Genomic DNA, 15837 nt, shown 5'->3' on the forward strand with positions numbered 1-15837 from the left:
TGGGAGCCGAACTGGACCGAAGGACCGAATGGCGGCAACTGGCCACTTCGGAAACGGTTTTCCGAATTCTTTCGCGCCCTGCATGCCCATCGACAGTCGAACGGCGACTCCGACTCGAGCCAACCCGCCGATGCCCTTCAGCCGGAGTCGTCGAAATCCGCCCCCCAACAACTACCGCCCCACGCTCCCCCCCGACCGACTCGCCGTGCGCGGTTCCGCCATGAACTTCAGGTTCCCGTCCCCCAGCGCATCGCTCAGCTCGGTCCGCAGCTCCCGCGTACAACTCACCTTCTGCTCCAGCGGCTTCTGCGCGATGAACCGGATCCGGGCCGAGGGCTGCGCGTCCTCGGCGGTATCCACGAAGAGCACCACCTCCGTCCGCCCGGGGTGCTTGTTCAGAATGTCCCGCACGCGGTTGACGACGCGCGTGTCGTGGACCCCCTTCTGAAACTTGATCGCCACCTGCCGCGTGAAGTCCCGCTCGACTTCTTCCAGCGTCCACATCGAATCGACGACGACGTTCGGCTCCCGGCTCCGCTTGTCGACTTTTCCCTTCAGGAACCGCACCGCGTCCTGTTCGACCTTTTCCCCCAGCCGGGCGAAGTCTTCCGGCCACATGATGCAGCGGACCACGCCGCTCGGATCTTCGAAGTCGAAGTTCACGTACTTGGAATGCCCGTTCCGGCTCGGCTTCTTCGTCGTCGCCTTCTTGATCGCGGAAATCATCCCCCCCAGCACGACTTCGGACCCGTCATCGAGTTCGACGAGCTCGCGCGCGGCGTGCGTCGCGTACGACCGGAGCTGGTCCGCCAGCTCGGTCAGCGGGTGACTGGTCAGGTAGAAGCCGAGCGTCTCCTTTTCGTACTGCAGCTTCTCGCGCTGCGACCACTCGGGGACGTCGGGCAGGGCGGTCATCACCGCCGCCGCGGCTTCCTCGGGGGTCGCTTCGTCGTCATCGCCGCCGAACAGGTTCTTCTGCCCCCGCGCCTTGTCCTTATGCCGCGACTGCGACGCCTGCACCGCCCGCTCGACGACCGTGATCAACTGCGACCGCCGGCCGCCGAGGCAGTCGAGCGCCCCCGCCTTCACCAGCAGTTCCAGCACAGACTTGTTGAGGGCTTTCGGGTCGATCCGTTCCGCCAGATCAAAGATGCTGGTGAACGGCCCGTTTGCGGTCCGCTCTTCGACGATGGCGTGCAATGCCGCCTCGCCCACGCCTTTCAGAGCGCCGAGACCGAACGTCAGCTTGTCCCCCAGCACACCGAACTCGACCTCGCTGTGGTTGATATCCGGCGGAAGGATTTCGATCTTCATCCGCCGGCAGTCATCGACGTGCTCGGAGATCCGGTCGGTGTCTTCCATTTCGCAGGAGAGCAGGGCGGCCATGAACTCGGCCGGATAGTGCGCCTTCAGATATGCCGTCTGATAGGCCACCGCCCCGTACGCCGTCGAGTGCGACTTGTTGAAGCCATACCCGGCGAACTTTTCGATCATGCCGAACAGCTCAATGGCGGTCTGCTCGGCCAGGCCGTTCGCGGCGGAGCCTTCCAGGAACTGCGCCCGGTACTTGGCGATCGTCTCCAGCTTCTTTTTGCTGATCGCCTTGATGCACTGATACGACTGCGACAGCTCGATCCCGCCGAGGCGGTTGAGAATCCGCATGACCTGTTCCTGGTAGACCATGACCCCGTAGGTCTCGTCCAGGATGCTGTCCATGATCGGGTGGACGCGGGGCAGCGGCTGCCGGCCGTGTTTGACGTCCACGTAGGTCATCACCATGCCGCCTTCGAGCGGACCGGGCCGGTAGAGGGCCGAGGTGGCGATGATGTCGAGGAAGCTGTCGGGCTTCATCTTCGTCAGCAGGTCGCGCATCCCGCCCGACTCAAGCTGGAAGATCCCCTTCGTTTCCCCTCGCTGCAGCAGGGCGAACGTCTCCTTGTCGTCGATCGGCAGCTTGACGGGGTCGATCTCCACGCCGCGGTGCTTCCGGACGTTGATCACCGCCTTGTCGAGGATCGTCAGGTTCCGCAGGCCCAGAAAGTCCATTTTCAGGAAGCCGGCTTTTTCGACCGTCGGCCCGTCCCACTGCGTCACGACGTCGGTCTTGCCCGAGATCGTCTGCAATGGCACGTAGTCGCCGATCGGCCGGTCGGCCACCACCACGCCGGCCGCGTGCGTTCCCGCACTGCGCGCCAGCCCTTCGAGCTGAATCGCCATGTCGAGCAGTTCGCGGATCTGCGGATCCCCCTCGTACTGCTCCTTCAGCTCGGCGCTCTTTTCGAGAGCCTCCTTCAGCTCGATATTCAGCTCTTCCGGGATCATTTTCGCGACGGCGTCGACGCGGGGGAGGGGGATCGACAGTGCGCGGCCGACGTCCCGAATCGCCGCCTTGGCCTTCAGCGTGCCGAACGTACCGATCTGCGAGACGTTCGCTTCGCCGTATTTCTGCTTGGTGTAGTCGATGACCGCCTGCCGGCGATCGCGGCAGAAGTCGATATCGATATCGGGGGGTTCCGTCCGGCTTTCGTCGAGAAATCGCTCGAACAGCAGGTCGTACTGCAGCGGGCAGACGTGGCTGAGCCCCAGCACGTAGGCCACCAGCGCCCCGCACGCCGAACCGCGCGCGCTGCAGGGAATGCCCTGATCCATCGCGAAGCGGACGAAGTCCCAGACGATCAAGAAGTAGCTGGGGTAACCCATTTTCTGGATGACGCCGAGTTCGCGGTCGAGCCGGGCGCGGTGTTCGTCAGTGATGTTTTCCTTGCCGTACCGCCACTCCATCCCCTTTTCGCAGAGGAGCCGCAGGTAATCGACGTCGCTCAGCTCGTCCGGGCACTGGAAGACCGGGTAGTACCGTTCCTTGCCGAGCTTGATGTCGACCCGGTCGGCGATCTCCTGCGACCGGGCGACCGCGTCTTCGAAGCCCGGAAACGCCGCGTACATTTCGTCGGGGGTGCGGACGAAGAGCTGATCGCTGTCCATCCGCATGCGGTTCAGGTCGCTCCGTTCGGACTTGGTGTTCACGCACAGCAGCACGTCCTGCACCGCCGCGTCTTCCCGGTTCAGGTAGTGGGCGTCGTTGGTCGCGACCAGCGGGAGTCCCATCCGGTTGGCCAGGTCGACCGTCCGGTCCATGCACTCCTTCTGAATCTGAAAGCCGGCGTTCTGGATCTCCATGTAAAAGCGGTCGCCGAAGACGTCGACGTACCACTTCGTCAGCTTCTCGGCGGCCTCCCAGTCGTCGGCGAGCAGGTAGTGCGACAGCTCGCCCGCCGCGCAGCCCGACAGGCAGATGATCCCCTCGCTGTGACCGGCGAGCAGCTCCTTGTCGATGCGGGGCTTGTAGTAGAAGCCTTCGAGGAAGGACTTGGACGACATCGTGATCAGGTTGCGGAACCCGGTCAGATTCATCGCCAGCAGCGTCAGGTGATAGCTGGCCTCCTTGACCTTGCTGGCCCCCTTTTTGTCGAACCGGGAACCGGGCGCGATGTAGGCCTCCAGCCCGATGATCGGGTTCAGCCCGCTCCCCTTGCAGGCGTTGTAGAACTCCAGCGAGCCGTACAGGTTGCCGTGGTCGGTGATCGCCACGGAGTTCATCCCCGACCCTTTGACCTTCTTGACGAGGTCTTCGCGATCGCTGTCTGAGATGCGCGTCGCCCCGTCGAGCAGGCTGAAGTGCGTATGGCAGTGGAGGTGGGCGAAGGGACGCGCGTCCGTCATGATATCACTTCCGTGTGTCGGCAGAAGGGGGCAGTTGATGACCCGATTCTACCGTCCCGCGGCGTGACCTCAACCGCGGGGAAAAAACGAATTGTTTCCCGCGAATTCTCCCTTGCAAATCGGGTGACCGGGGCAGGAGCATCCTCGCGATGCCCCGGTCTTATCGCGCGTGAGTCGCCTGAACCGGGATTCCACTCTGTTCAGGTCGTGGTATGGTGTGTCGACAGGCTGCTTTTCTCCCGGAGGACGCGATGTCCACCTCGACGCTGATGACCGCCGAGCAACTGTTCGAACTCTCGCCCCGCCTTCCACGGGCCGAGCTGATCGAGGGGGAACTGCGAGAAATGACTCCCAGCGGAGCAGAACACGGACTGGTGAGCCTGGAATTGATGGCGGAATTGCGAGATTTCCTGAAGCGGAATCCCGCCGGCCGTGCCTTTGCCGAAGTCGGATTTGTGATCCGCCGCGAGCCCGACACGGTGCTGGTTCCGGACGGTGCGTTCATTTCGAGCGAGAGTCTGGCGCAGACCGGCGTTCCCAGCTCGTTCTACAACGGCGCCCCCGATCTGGTGCTGGAAGTGATCTCTCCCACGGATCGCCCGAAACAGTACGAGGAGAAGGCCCGGATCTGGCTCGCTGCTGGAGCACGTCTGGTCTGGCTGATTCATCCGAGAAAACGTACGGCAGTGATCTATCGACCGGGTCTCGATTCCGTCACGATTTCCGCCAACGACGATCTGACTGGCGAAGACGTCGTGCCGGGGTTTCGGTGTCGGTTGGGGGATGTGCTTTCGTAATGTGAACTGCCGACGGAGTTCAGTCGATGTGCTTCGAGACTGCGTCTGCAGTTCGGTGATTCACTTTATTCGCAGCGTTTGCCTCGTGTTATGCTGGCAGGGTAAGCCGCAATTTCCCCCGGAGGACGAGATGTCCACCTCGACGCTGATGACCGCCGAGCAACTGTTCGAACTCTCGCCAGACCTGATGCGGGCAGACCTGATTGAGGGCAAACTTCACGAGTATCCGTATTACGGCTGTCGAGACGGACTCCTCGCCGGCGAAATCGCTTTTCGTCTGGCGGAATTCGCCGATGCAAACAACCTGGGGAGAGTCGGCGGCAGTGGCGGTGGATTCATCCTCCAGCGAAACCCCGATACCGTTCTGACTCCAGCGGCAGTGTTTCTCTCGACGGAACTGCTCGCCCGAACCGGCATCCCGACATTTTTCTTTCCGGGTCCGCCGGATCTCGTCGTCGAGATCGTCGCTCCAGACGACGGTTCAAAGGATTTCCAGCGAAACATCAAACTGTGGCTGGCGGCCGGAACGAAATTGGTCTGGCTGGTCGACGGTACCCAGCGAAGGGCAATCATCTATCGCACCGGCCGATCGCCAATTACGCTTTCGGAGGAAGAGTATCTCGCTGGAGAAGACGTTGTACCGGGTTTCCGCTGCCGGCTCGCGGATGTGTTTGAGTGACACGATCCAAGCGGCATATCCATCGCTGCAGTTAACGCGACGATGCCAAACGCTGCTCACCCGCTCGCTCTTAGACGCGATCCTGCGGCGCTGCGCAATCAGCGTCAGCGGCGTTGCAAACAGGCCCTCGCTGTTCACTCCAGTGACAGAACATCCAACGAAGAGACTTCACGTCACTTTGAATCCAGGCCGCTGCAATCACCGTCCAGCACCGAGGAAGTCGCGTTGATAGGCTCAGCCACACGGGCGAAGTAGGGAGACGGAGTTGCATCCTCCCCAAATAGCTCCCTCTGGGGATCAACGCGGAGCACTTCATCGACTTCGGGATCGGATGTGATAGTCGCCTGTGACGTCTGAAGGCGCAGTTGGAGATTGAAGGTTCGTTGGTGCGCCTTCCGCAAGACAGTCTGATAAACCATCGGAATAATATGAGTGTTCTCACCGTACTCAGCAGATTCCAAGCCATCTTCGAGCGTCGCACCGAGAACGTAGGCGACAATTTCTGTTGAATGCTGGACTCGTCCGGCCTTGCGAATCTCCTTTGCGTAATTGCGAGCCTGATCGGCCTCGTTCTGTGAAACGCAAAACCCACCCTTCTTCAATTCGAGAATTGCGACTTTTCGAATTCCAGCGACCTCGCCGGCAGAATCGTAGGCGTCGGCACAGTAGGCGCCTATAGAAATCTCGGGCAGTACGACAAAATCGGGCCTTCGTTTAGGTGGCTTGTAGTTGGCTCCACCCAAAAACCTGCCGATCACCTCGGCAAGTCCACGATTGGATCGGAAGTCCACGGCTTCGTACTCAGGCCCAAAGATCCACAAGCCGCGTTCGAACAGCGGCTGAAGATCATGAAGTTCGTCCGCATGCGGATTCTCGACGAGGCGATCCATTCGTTCGATGAGCTTCAGCCGCCGATCAAGTTCGTTCAGAACGATCTCCGCGTTGCTTGCCGTCCACTGCTGCATCAGTGAATTCCACGTATCAAGATCGTCCGACGAACAAGATGCGAGTTGCGTAAGCAGGTCGTATCCAGCCCGGCTTTGCTCGAGTTTCGCCAACACTTGCACAGTGCGGCTTAGGTCCCGATCAGAAATCGTTGGACACTTTTCCTGAACCTCATCAATGAACTGCCCAATCGTCCTTTTCGAAATCGAGGGCAGATCTCCCATCAAATTGCGGCTGTTCTCGATTGCATTCTTCTTCCGTTCCTTCCGTGTTGTCGACAACTGCGACTGAATCTCCTTAATGACGTAGCTGTGCACCGCGCCATGAACCGCATTGGTCTTCTGATTTGCGTGAAACCCCGACCAATCGGCTTTGATGTCGACACCCGGCGTTAAGAAATTGGCGGTAACGATGAAGCTGAACTTCTTCGCGTGCTCGGTACGACCGTCAAGGTAAGCACCCTCTTCATCAAGTCTATCCCAGTTCGGCTCTCCCACGCGGCGCTGGTTGACCCACCATGTGATTCCCCGGAGTCGCGAGCTTCGATAATGCTCAATTGAATCAATGAAATGGACCAAAATCGTCCCGAAGTTCTCCACTTCGATCTCTGTCGTTCTGACCCCGTCGAGCGACGTCAACTCAACCTGCTGCTGATTGACCTTGATGACGAGCGACGGGTCTACGATGAACTTTGATCCAATCAATTGCCTCAGTTCGTCCAAGTCCAGCAGGCGACGGTCTATTTGAGCCGAAATCGTCGTGCCGTTCCTCTTACTCTTAGATTCCTTCAGGAGAGTAATCTCGAACGGCATCGTTCCCGTGGCTGCAAGTCCCACCCGCGCCAACAGACAGTTTCCATCCTTTGTTGTCTCAATATCGTACGAATCGGCGAAACAAAACGGGGCGTGCCGTCCTTTGCCGCTTCGTCCGAAAGCGGTTCTTCGGATCCCCCGCACTCCTTTAGGAAACACTACCTCGGTTCCCTGCTCCATAGCACGGTCATAGCAGAGGGTCCTCCATCTGCGCTCGAACTCGATTCTCGTCATGCCGATCCCGTTATCGGTGATCGAGAATTTTCGGCCTAGCTCGTCGGGCCAATGAATCTCAATTTGCGTGGAACCTGCGTCGTACGAGTTTGCAATTAGCTCAAGTATCGCCGTGCGAGGTTCCGAGATGATTTGCCCCGCGTGGTCCTGCAAGAAGCGATCCGCGAATGCGAATGGCTCAGCTCCAAACAATCCGGGTTGAGTGGCTTTGGCGTTGGCCATCTCGAATTCCTCTTCACTCTGGAATCGAACGCAGGTCTTGGGCAACTTCTGGATGTTTACATGTCGACGGCAACGCTCGAATCCTACAGTAACGCAGGTACAGACGGCAATCACGAGCTAACTCAGCAGCTCTGGAGAACTTGATCCGCCCTCAACTCAACTGCACAAACTCCTTCCGGTGGGTCGAGCCGGCCGCCTGGGCTTCCATCTCGATGTCCGGCACCACCCGGTGCGAAGCCGTCAAACGCCAGGCTTCCAGGGAGGGGCCGGCCGTCAGACCGACGAGCAGCAGGACGGCTTCGACGACTCCGGCCGTCGCCAGCGGGGCGGGGTTGCCCGGCCACCAGACCATCGCGCCGCCCGCCGACGCCAGGACCACGACCATGATCGGCGCGAGCAGAATCTGGTCGTAGCTGGGGATGATCCAGCGGCCCGTGAACATCCGGCCGAAGAGCGTCAGCGGCGGACGACGGCCGTAGATGTAGATGGCGATCCGCCGGATCACGATGACCATCATCGTCCAGAAGATTCCCTTGGACATCAGGAACTGTGCGAAGCCCAGATTGAGCGGGTTGGCGAAGCGATTCCCGCCGAGCTGCATTTCGACGAAGAGCATGCCGGCCACCCAGAACAGCCAGCCGCCCAGCAGGCTGAGACAGATGGCGTCGAAACGTGGTATCCGCAGCCGCGGCGACACCGGCGCCATCTGGTTCCAGGGCCAGCCGATCAGCTCGGTCACTTTCCGCTCCTGGGCCTCTTTCATCGAGCGCGCATCGCCATGCGCGACCCAGGCCGGTCCCGACCACGGAAAGCGGGCCAGCGTGACCTGGGCTGCGAGGATGGCAATCACAGTCACCGCAAGGGCTGCCAGCAGGCTTTCCACCGGTCGCGCGCACAGCACCAGCGGAATCCCCAGCACAGCCGCCACGAAATAGGCCCAGCCGCAGGCTCCCGTCCGCCACGTCGCGACGGCAATTCCCGCCGAGTAAGTCACCAGGAATGTCAGAGGCAAAGCATGCGGCGAGAACACTCCGCCGAACTGCTGCAAGCTGATCATCACTCCCAGGAGTGAGAGGTCCTGCGGGACGAGATGCACCGGTCCAAAGGGCAGGGGACGAGGCCAGCGCCAGGGGGTCCGCATCAGCCACTCGCGGTAGTCGGGTAACAGCATCGGGTGAAACGCCGCCACGCGATAGCCCGCATAGATGATTGCCATGGCAACCAGAATTCCGTCCCGGAGCTGGCCGATCGGGAGCCCCACCGGACCGAAACGACGGGCCTGCACTTCCTGCCACACATGAATGGATTCAATCAGCCCCAGGGCTATGGTCGCCCCGACCAGATACGGCCACGGCGGCCAGACCTTGCTCAGCCACAGGCGGAACGCCAGAAACGCGTGCTGCAGGATCATCGCGGCAGGTCCCGGAAGTAGGCGTCGAGCTGTTCCAGCGATTGCGGATGGAGCAGCCGGGCCAGGACTTCGTCGAGCGGGCCGTTGACGCCGAGCTGTCTTCGCAAGCCCATCGGCGAGCCGTCCGCGATCACGGCGCCCTGCTTCAGGATGATGATCCGGTCGGCCAGCTCGTCGAGCAGTTCGGGGACCGGCGTGGTCATGATCACGGTCTTCTTTTCGTGAACCACGCGATGCCGCAGGATGTGCTTCAGGACGAGAATTCCGCTCGGATCGAGTCCGCCGCCGAACGGTTCGTCGAGCAGCAGAGTGGGGGCTTCAGTGGCCAGGACGCCGGCCAGGGCGGTCTTTTTCTGCTGGCCGTTCGAATAGGAACGGATCGGCGAATCGGCAATGGCCTTGATTTCGAAGACTTCCAGCAGCCGGTCGACGTGCTCCATCAGCCGGTCGTCATCGACGCCATAGAGGCGACCGACCGCCAGCAGATACTCGCGTCCCGTTCGGCTGCCCGGCAGCCACGGGCGATCGGGGAGATAGACCGCCTGCCGACGGATGGCCAGTTCGTCATCGACGCTCGCCCGCCGGCGAAGTCCGCCGATCAAGACGTGCCCTTTCTGAGGCGTGAGCGTCCCGGCGATGACCCCCAGCAGCGTCGACTTGCCCATGCCGTTCGGGCCGACGATCGCCACCACCTGCCCCGGCGGAATCTCCAGCGAGAGATCCTTCAGGATCGGCCGGACGCCGTAGTGCTGGGTGATGTTCTGCAGCTCGATCATGCAGGCCTCGTGAAACGTCCGAACGGACTGCGCCGGGATCTGGATCACAAAAATGGTATCGCGTTCCATCCCGGCGTGACACCCGCCCGCCGTCGAACGGGTACTCATTCACTGAGCCGGTCAACGCAGATTGACCCTGCATGACCAGGCGGTCGATAATGATTGAGGCGGGCCGGACAGAGGCGCAGAAACGGCGGGACGGATTCGACCGATGGGACGGAAGATACTTCATCTGCGACGGCCTGACGCCCGGCGGCTGGCCTGGATTCTGGGGACAACGCTGGCGCTCGGGGTATACGTCGGCTGGCGGAGCTGGTCCGCGACGGCGCTCAGCGGAGCCGACGGAATTTCGGTCGCGGTGATTGCACCGGCCTCGGAAGCCGCGGTTGATCCCATTGAGATCCCGGACGTCCCCGAGACTCCCCCCGGTCCACCGACCGAGCTGTTCGGGGCCTGGACCGATGCGTTTCACGGGACGCGCACTTTTCGATTTCACGCCGACGGCACAGGGGTGATGACCCTCGAACTGGACACGCTGGGCCGCCTGATTTACGGCCGTCGGCTGGAGTTCGACCTGGCCTGGACCTGGTCCGACGGAGGCCTGGATCTGAAAATGATCGGCGGTCGTCCGGAGGAGAAAACCCGATCGGCTGCGGCGGTCTTCGGCGACAAATTCCGCTACATGATCCTTGAAGCCGGGCCGAATCAGCTCAAGATCAAGGCGGCTGACGACGGAACGGAGTATGTCCTCGACCGGGTCGCCGAGATCGAGACGGCGAGTGCTGCGAAGCAGGCATTGCAGTAATCGTAGGGTGAGTCGAGTCCACGAGGCTCACCTCCGGCATCACACGTTTCGGTGAGCCTCGAAGACTCGACTCACCCTACATCTTGCAGCAGACACTTTTCGAACCCGGCCGTCAGTCGCTAGGCTACCGGGATGAATGCATCCCGCCGGATTGGTCTGTGCCTCGTTTCCGCCCTGCTGTTCGGGTTGGCCGGCAATTCCGTTTCGCAGGCTGCGGGACGGGTGCTGATCGTTGTCGGTGCGCCGGCGGAAACGAAGTACGGGGCGATGTTCAAGGAATGGACTCAGCGCTGGAAGAACGCCACGCTCTTTTCCGAAACGCCGTCGAAAGTCCTCGGACTCGATGACAATCCTGAGAAGTCGGATCGGGAACGGCTGCACGATGAGCTGCAGGCCCTGGCGGGCGAGTCGCCTGAGCCCCTCTGGTTGATCCTGATCGGGCACGGCACATTCGATCGTCGAACGGCCCGGTTCAACCTGCGCGGCCCGGACGTCTCCGATGCCGAGCTGGCGGAATGGCTGAAACCCGTTCAGCGACCGGTCGCCGTGGTCTGCTGCTTTGCGGCGAGCGGACCGTTTCTGATCACGCTGTCCGGGCCGGATCGGGTGGTTCTCGTGGCGACGAAGAGCGGCAGCGAGCAGAATTTTTCGCACTTCGGGGACTGGCTCTCGAAGTCGATCGCCGATCCGACCGCGGATCTCGACAAGGACCGGCAGACGTCGCTGTGGGAGGCGTATCTGGCCGCCGGGCGCAAGACGACGGAGTGGTATAAGTCGCAGGGGCTGCTGGCGACCGAGCATTGCCTGCTGGACGATAACGGCGACAAGCAGGGAACGCGGCACGACGCCTTCCGCGGCCTGAAACCGCTGGAGACGGCGACCGGCGGCCAGAAGCTCGACGGCATGCGTGCTCATCAGTGGCATCTGGTCCCGAGCCCGACCGACGCCGGTCTGACGGAATCCCAGAAACAGCGTCGCAACGACCTCGAACTGGCCGTGATCGCCCTCCGCGACGAAAAGGAGGCGCTGACGGAAGCGGACTATTTCGCGAAGCTGGAAGCGCTGCTGGTGGAACTGGCGGCAATCAACAGGGATGCGGAGTGACGTCCGTTGTCCGTTGTCCGTTGTCCGTTGAAAGTGGATCGGCACCATTCTGGCGATTCGCGATCGGCGATAAGCGATCAGCCCTCTTCGTCCGGCTCTCGACTCCCCCTCGTCTTCCCTTCCCCCATCTGCCGCCGTCTCCTATCATCGTCGCATGATTCACGACGTCCATGTGCATTTACTGCCCAACCTGTTTGAGCCCGAGGAGTTCCGCGGCGGAGTCGCCGTGATTCTGGACATCCTGCGGGCCTCGACCACGATCGTTCATGCGCTGGCCCACGGAGCGGCCCGGGTGATTCCCACCGGGGAAGTCGCCGAGGCCCGCCGGGTAGCGGGGGGGCTGCCGGTCGGCTCCGTGCTGCTCGGGGGCGAACGGGAGGGACTGCAGATCGAGGGGTTCGATCTCGATAACAGCCCTTTCGCGTATACGCCCGAACTGGTCAAGGGACGGACAATCGTCTTTACAACGACGAACGGGACGCGGGCGCTGCTGCGGTCCGACCGGGCCGACCGGGTGCTGATCGGCAGTTTTGTGAACCTGCAGGCGGTCGTCGACGATCTGGCCCAGGAAGACAGGCCGGTCCATCTGGTCTGCGCCGGAACCAAGGGCAAAGTCACGCTGGAAGACGCCCTGTGCGCCGGGGCGATTGTCGGCCGGCTGCTGGAACGCTGCGGTCTGCCCGACGCGGCCTGGGGCGACGATCAGTTGCAACTGGCCCTCGATCACTACCGCCGGCGGGTCGCCCGGCCGGACGGTCTGCTGCAGGCCCTGCGGCAGGGGTACGGCGGCCGCAACTGCCGGCGACTGGGTTTTGACGACCAGATCGAGCGGGCCGCCGAGTGTGATCTCTTCGGCATCGTTCCCGAGTACAATGCATCGACCGGCGAGATCCACTGACGCCCGGCGATGATCGACAACATCCGTTCCCGTGAACCTGGCGACAGGTTCGCGGGTCTGAGTTGAAACATTCCGAGTACCGCCTCTCTTACCACGAACGACGAGACTCATGGCCGAAAACCGCATGGACAAGATCGTCGCGCTCGCCAAGCGGCGCGGGTTCATTTACCAGTCTTCCGAGATCTACGGGGGCATCAACGGCTTCTGGGATTACGGTCCGCTGGGCGTGGAACTGAAGCGCAATGTCCGCAACGCCTGGTGGGCGGACATGATCACCGAGCACGACGAGCTGACCGCTCCGGAAGGGGCGCCGCAGCCGTTCGACATGGTCGGCGTCGAGACGTCGATCATCATGCATCCGCAGGTCTGGAAGGTCTCGGGGCACTTCGACCTGTTCGCGGACAAGCTGGTCGACTGTCGGGAGAAAAAAGCCCGCTTCCGGGCGGACCACCTGAACTGCTTTCCGATCCACGGCGAAGAATTCGACGGGGAAGACGATCTCGACGTGAAGACTTGCCTGGGGTTCGTCTCCACGACCGAGACGGTCGAGGAATTCCTCCCTCAGACGGAGAAGAAGGGGTTCGTCAAACGCCTGGAGAAGGCGTTCGGACGGGATAAGCTGGTTGTCGGTACTCACCCTCGCAAGTTTCTGGATCTGACGCCGGACGAGCGGGCGAAGGTGCTGGCGCCGGATGTGGAGACGGTCGGCACGCTGACCGAGCCGCGCGACTTCAATTTGATGTTCGAGACGTATACCGGGGCTTTGCAGTCGGACGAGAACAGGGCGTTTCTGCGGCCGGAGACGGCCCAGGGGATGTTCGTCAACTTCAAGAATGTGTGCGACAGCTCGCGGGTCAAGGTGCCGTTCGGGATTGCGCAGATCGGCAAGAGCTTCCGGAACGAGATTACGCCGCGGAACTTCACGTTCCGCTCGCGCGAGTTCGAACAGATGGAGATGGAGTTCTTCTGTCATCCGGGCGAGTCGCTGCAGTGGTACCAGTACTGGCGCGACCGCCGGTACGAGTGGTTCGTGAAGCTGGGGATTTCGAAGGAGAACCTGATTCTCCGCGAGCATACGAAGGAAGAGCTGGCTCACTACTCCGTCGGCACGGCCGATCTGGAGTATGCCTTCCCGTTCCTGGACGCCGGCGAGTACGGCGAGCTGGAAGGGGTGGCCCACCGGGGCGATTTCGATCTGAAGTCGCACATGGAGGGGAAGCAGTGCAAGGAGGACGGCAAGCTGGTCGTCGAGAAGGGACCGGACGGCAAGCCGAAGTATGCCGGGAGCGGCAAGGATCTGACGTACTTCGACGACCAGACGCGCGAGCGGTTCCTGCCGCACGTGATCGAGCCGGCGGCCGGCTGCGACCGGGCGACGCTGGCGTTCCTGTGCGAGGCCTATCACGAGGACACGGCCCCGGACGACAAGGGGGAACTGCAGACCCGCGTGGTGCTGCGGTTCCATCCGAAGCTGGCGCCGATCAAGGTGGCGGTTTTTCCGCTGATCAAGAAGGACGGCATGCCGGAGAAGGCCGGGGAGATCTATCGGGCCTTCAAAAAGGCAGGGATCGCGGTGGCCTACGATCAGCAGGGGGCGATTGGCCGGCGGTACCGGCGAATGGACGAAATCGGCACGCCGTTCTGCATTACCGTCGACGGGGACACGATGACGGCGGGAACGGTGACCGTGCGGGACCGGGACACGCTCGAGCAGATCCGAGTGCCGGTGACGGAGCTGGTAGAGCATATTCGGGGGCGGATGGAGCAGTAGGGGGAGCGACATGACGCGAGCCGAATTGCTGCGACGGATTTCGATTGACCCGCAGATCTGCGGCGGCAAGCCGTGCGTCCGCGGGCATCGGATCTGGGTCTCGCTGATTCTGGATCTGCTGGCCGACGGCGTGTCCGAACGGGACATTCTGGCGAACTATCCCGGCCTGATGGCCGAGGACATCCGGGCCTGCATTGAATACGGCAAGTTCGAGGTGGCATCCATTCTCGATCACCACCGAGTGGAACTGGCGCATCGGCTTGCCGAGGCGGACGAGAATCCGTCTGCCGGCGTTCCGTGGGAGGAGCTTCGCGCACGACTGCTAGGCCCGCGATGAATTGAGCTGATCGCAATTCACCAACCGCCGCTATCGCTAATCGTAGCCCCTCAGAACCCCTCATATTTCCGCCCGTCGTCGATCGTCGACAGATCCCGGTAGAGCTGGATGTCGATGGCGTCGCTGAGGAAGCGGACGGAGCCGTCGGCCAAGGTAAAGTGGGCGCCGCCGGTGTGGGCGCTGCCGAAGCCGGTCGTCTGGGCTCGTGTTTTCGCTCCCGCATTCAGGCGGACGGCGGTGTCGCCGAGGGCCATGGACAGCCCGGCGGCGGAACTGCAGTCGGGAACACCGACCCAGATGCCGTGGCCGACGGAACCGGGGCCGTCGGCCACGGGGGTATTGCGTTCGCCGACCATCAGTGTGGCAGCGAGCCCATCAATGATTCTGTACTGCTTTGTAGAAGTATTCTGCCCGAACATTCCGCGGAAGTTCTTCGAATCGCAGTAGCGCTGGGTGGGATCGAAGGTCGTGCCGTGGTTGCCGAGGCTGCCCGCGTTGAGGTGCGGTTCGAGAGATGTCGGTTCGCCGCTGGCGTCCGGTGCGATGCCGCCGACTTCGGCCTGCAGATAGCCGGCGACGCCGAAGTAGTGGGACCGGCCAAAGACATTCTGGACATGCAGCGTCGCTGGAGTGACGATGCCATCCGCGACAGGTGACGTCACGACCAGGACATCGGACACTGTCTGCGAACTGCTGTTGGTCGGACACCGGAGGTACGAGACACCATAGACTTCGCTGCGAGGATGCTGCTGCAATCCGTCGTCAAAGGTCATCGCAACCCGATTGTAGATCGGATTGGCGTCAATGTACGGCAAGGCAAATACGCCCCAGCTCCAACCCAGATACACTCCATTCGGGTTAATGACGTAGCCAGGAGGGAACCGCTTGAAGGTGTCGTAGTAGTTGTGCAGCGCCAGACCAAAGTGTTTGAGGTTGTTTTTGCACTGCGTCCGTCGGGCGGCTTCGCGGGCCTGCTGGATCGCGGGAAGGAGCAGGCCGATGAGTACGGCGAGGATGACCAGAATCACGAGGAGTTGGACCAGCGTCATGCCGCGCGGCGGACGGGCGTAAAGCCTTGAGGTCATGGCGGGACTCCTCGGTGCGGGGCGTGAGTGGCTTCGATGCAGTATAGCCGGAGCGGGCGGCGGTTTCGGAGCGGCGGCGGGGAGCGGCCGGGCGTGCGTCCGATGCCAGTGCAAAATGAAAAGTGAAAAATGCAAAGTGCAAAATGGACGGAGAAGACGGCGCGCACGTCGACGCTGTGCGCGACTTGATGAGCTCGCTTTGCGATTGAAATCGGATTGACCGAGTCCAGATCGGGCTGGG

The 15837-nt window shown here is 61.9% G+C and carries 12 protein-coding genes and 1 pseudogene; 8 read left to right on the top strand and 5 right to left on the bottom strand.

Translation table 11 applies throughout. The features are described 5' to 3' along the window. Window positions 1-171: 171 nt before the first annotated feature. On the bottom strand, window positions 172-3720 hold the full coding sequence (gene dnaE / locus SH412_RS11650; RefSeq protein ID WP_336523687.1) for a DNA polymerase III subunit alpha: 3549 nt from the start codon (window positions 3718-3720) through the stop codon (window positions 172-174). Between the two features lie 251 nt (window positions 3721-3971). Between dnaE and SH412_RS11655 the strand changes: the two genes are divergently transcribed. Further along, on the top strand, window positions 3972-4517 hold the full coding sequence (locus SH412_RS11655; protein WP_336523688.1) for a Uma2 family endonuclease: 546 nt from the start codon (window positions 3972-3974) through the stop codon (window positions 4515-4517). Between the two features lie 130 nt (window positions 4518-4647). Then, window positions 4648-5196: a Uma2 family endonuclease gene (locus SH412_RS11660; RefSeq protein WP_336523689.1), complete on the top strand. Its 549-nt coding sequence runs from the start codon at window positions 4648-4650 to the stop codon at window positions 5194-5196. A gap of 173 nt (window positions 5197-5369) precedes the next feature. Here the strand turns inward: SH412_RS11660 and SH412_RS11665 are convergent, their stop codons facing one another. From SH412_RS11665 to SH412_RS11675, 3 genes are all read right to left on the bottom strand, one after another. Beyond that, a complete protein-coding gene (locus SH412_RS11665) occupies window positions 5370-7409 on the bottom strand; it encodes an ATP-binding protein (protein WP_336523690.1) in 2040 nt (679 codons plus the stop codon). A gap of 151 nt (window positions 7410-7560) precedes the next feature. Next, the gene (locus SH412_RS11670; RefSeq protein WP_336523691.1) at window positions 7561-8820 is read right to left on the bottom strand and encodes a hypothetical protein; all 1260 of its coding nucleotides are present in this window, start codon (window positions 8818-8820) and stop codon (window positions 7561-7563) included. Beyond that, a complete protein-coding gene (locus SH412_RS11675) occupies window positions 8817-9704 on the bottom strand; it encodes an ABC transporter ATP-binding protein (RefSeq protein ID WP_336523692.1) in 888 nt (295 codons plus the stop codon). The genes SH412_RS11670 and SH412_RS11675 overlap by 4 nt, the downstream gene beginning before the upstream one ends. 103 nt (window positions 9705-9807) lie before the next feature. Here SH412_RS11675 and SH412_RS11680 point away from each other — a divergent pair, with 103 nt between their 5' ends. The 6 genes and pseudogenes from SH412_RS11680 (at window position 9808) to SH412_RS28595 (ending at window position 14511) form a co-directional block, all read left to right on the top strand. Then, on the top strand, window positions 9808-10401 hold the full coding sequence (locus SH412_RS11680) for a hypothetical protein (protein ID WP_336523693.1): 594 nt from the start codon (window positions 9808-9810) through the stop codon (window positions 10399-10401). A gap of 132 nt (window positions 10402-10533) precedes the next feature. After that, window positions 10534-11505 carry a hypothetical protein gene (locus SH412_RS11685; RefSeq protein WP_336523694.1) on the top strand — a complete coding sequence of 324 codons (972 nt, stop codon included), beginning with the start codon at window positions 10534-10536 and terminating at the stop codon, window positions 11503-11505. A gap of 172 nt (window positions 11506-11677) precedes the next feature. Continuing rightward, complete coding sequence (locus SH412_RS11690; RefSeq protein ID WP_336523695.1) at window positions 11678-12403, top strand: 2-phosphosulfolactate phosphatase; 726 nt, start codon at window positions 11678-11680, stop codon at window positions 12401-12403. A gap of 109 nt (window positions 12404-12512) precedes the next feature. Then, window positions 12513-14174, top strand: a complete 1662-nt coding sequence (locus tag SH412_RS11695) for a glycine--tRNA ligase (protein WP_336523696.1) — start codon at window positions 12513-12515, stop codon at window positions 14172-14174. Between the two features lie 10 nt (window positions 14175-14184). Further along, window positions 14185-14379 (top strand): annotated as a pseudogene (locus SH412_RS28590) (DUF433 domain-containing protein); the annotation flags it as partial. A gap of 9 nt (window positions 14380-14388) precedes the next feature. Then, window positions 14389-14511 carry an addiction module protein gene (locus SH412_RS28595; RefSeq protein WP_419555804.1) on the top strand — a complete coding sequence of 41 codons (123 nt, stop codon included), beginning with the start codon at window positions 14389-14391 and terminating at the stop codon, window positions 14509-14511. Between the two features lie 50 nt (window positions 14512-14561). Here SH412_RS28595 and SH412_RS11705 read toward each other — a convergent pair whose 3' ends face one another. After that, entirely contained in the window at window positions 14562-15596 is a 1035-nt protein-coding gene (locus SH412_RS11705) for a DUF1559 family PulG-like putative transporter (RefSeq protein ID WP_336523698.1), read from the bottom strand. Window positions 15597-15837 lie beyond the last annotated feature (241 nt).

This window comes from Planctellipticum variicoloris, assembly GCF_030622045.1.
GTDB lineage: Bacteria > Planctomycetota > Planctomycetia > Planctomycetales > Planctomycetaceae > Planctellipticum > Planctellipticum variicoloris.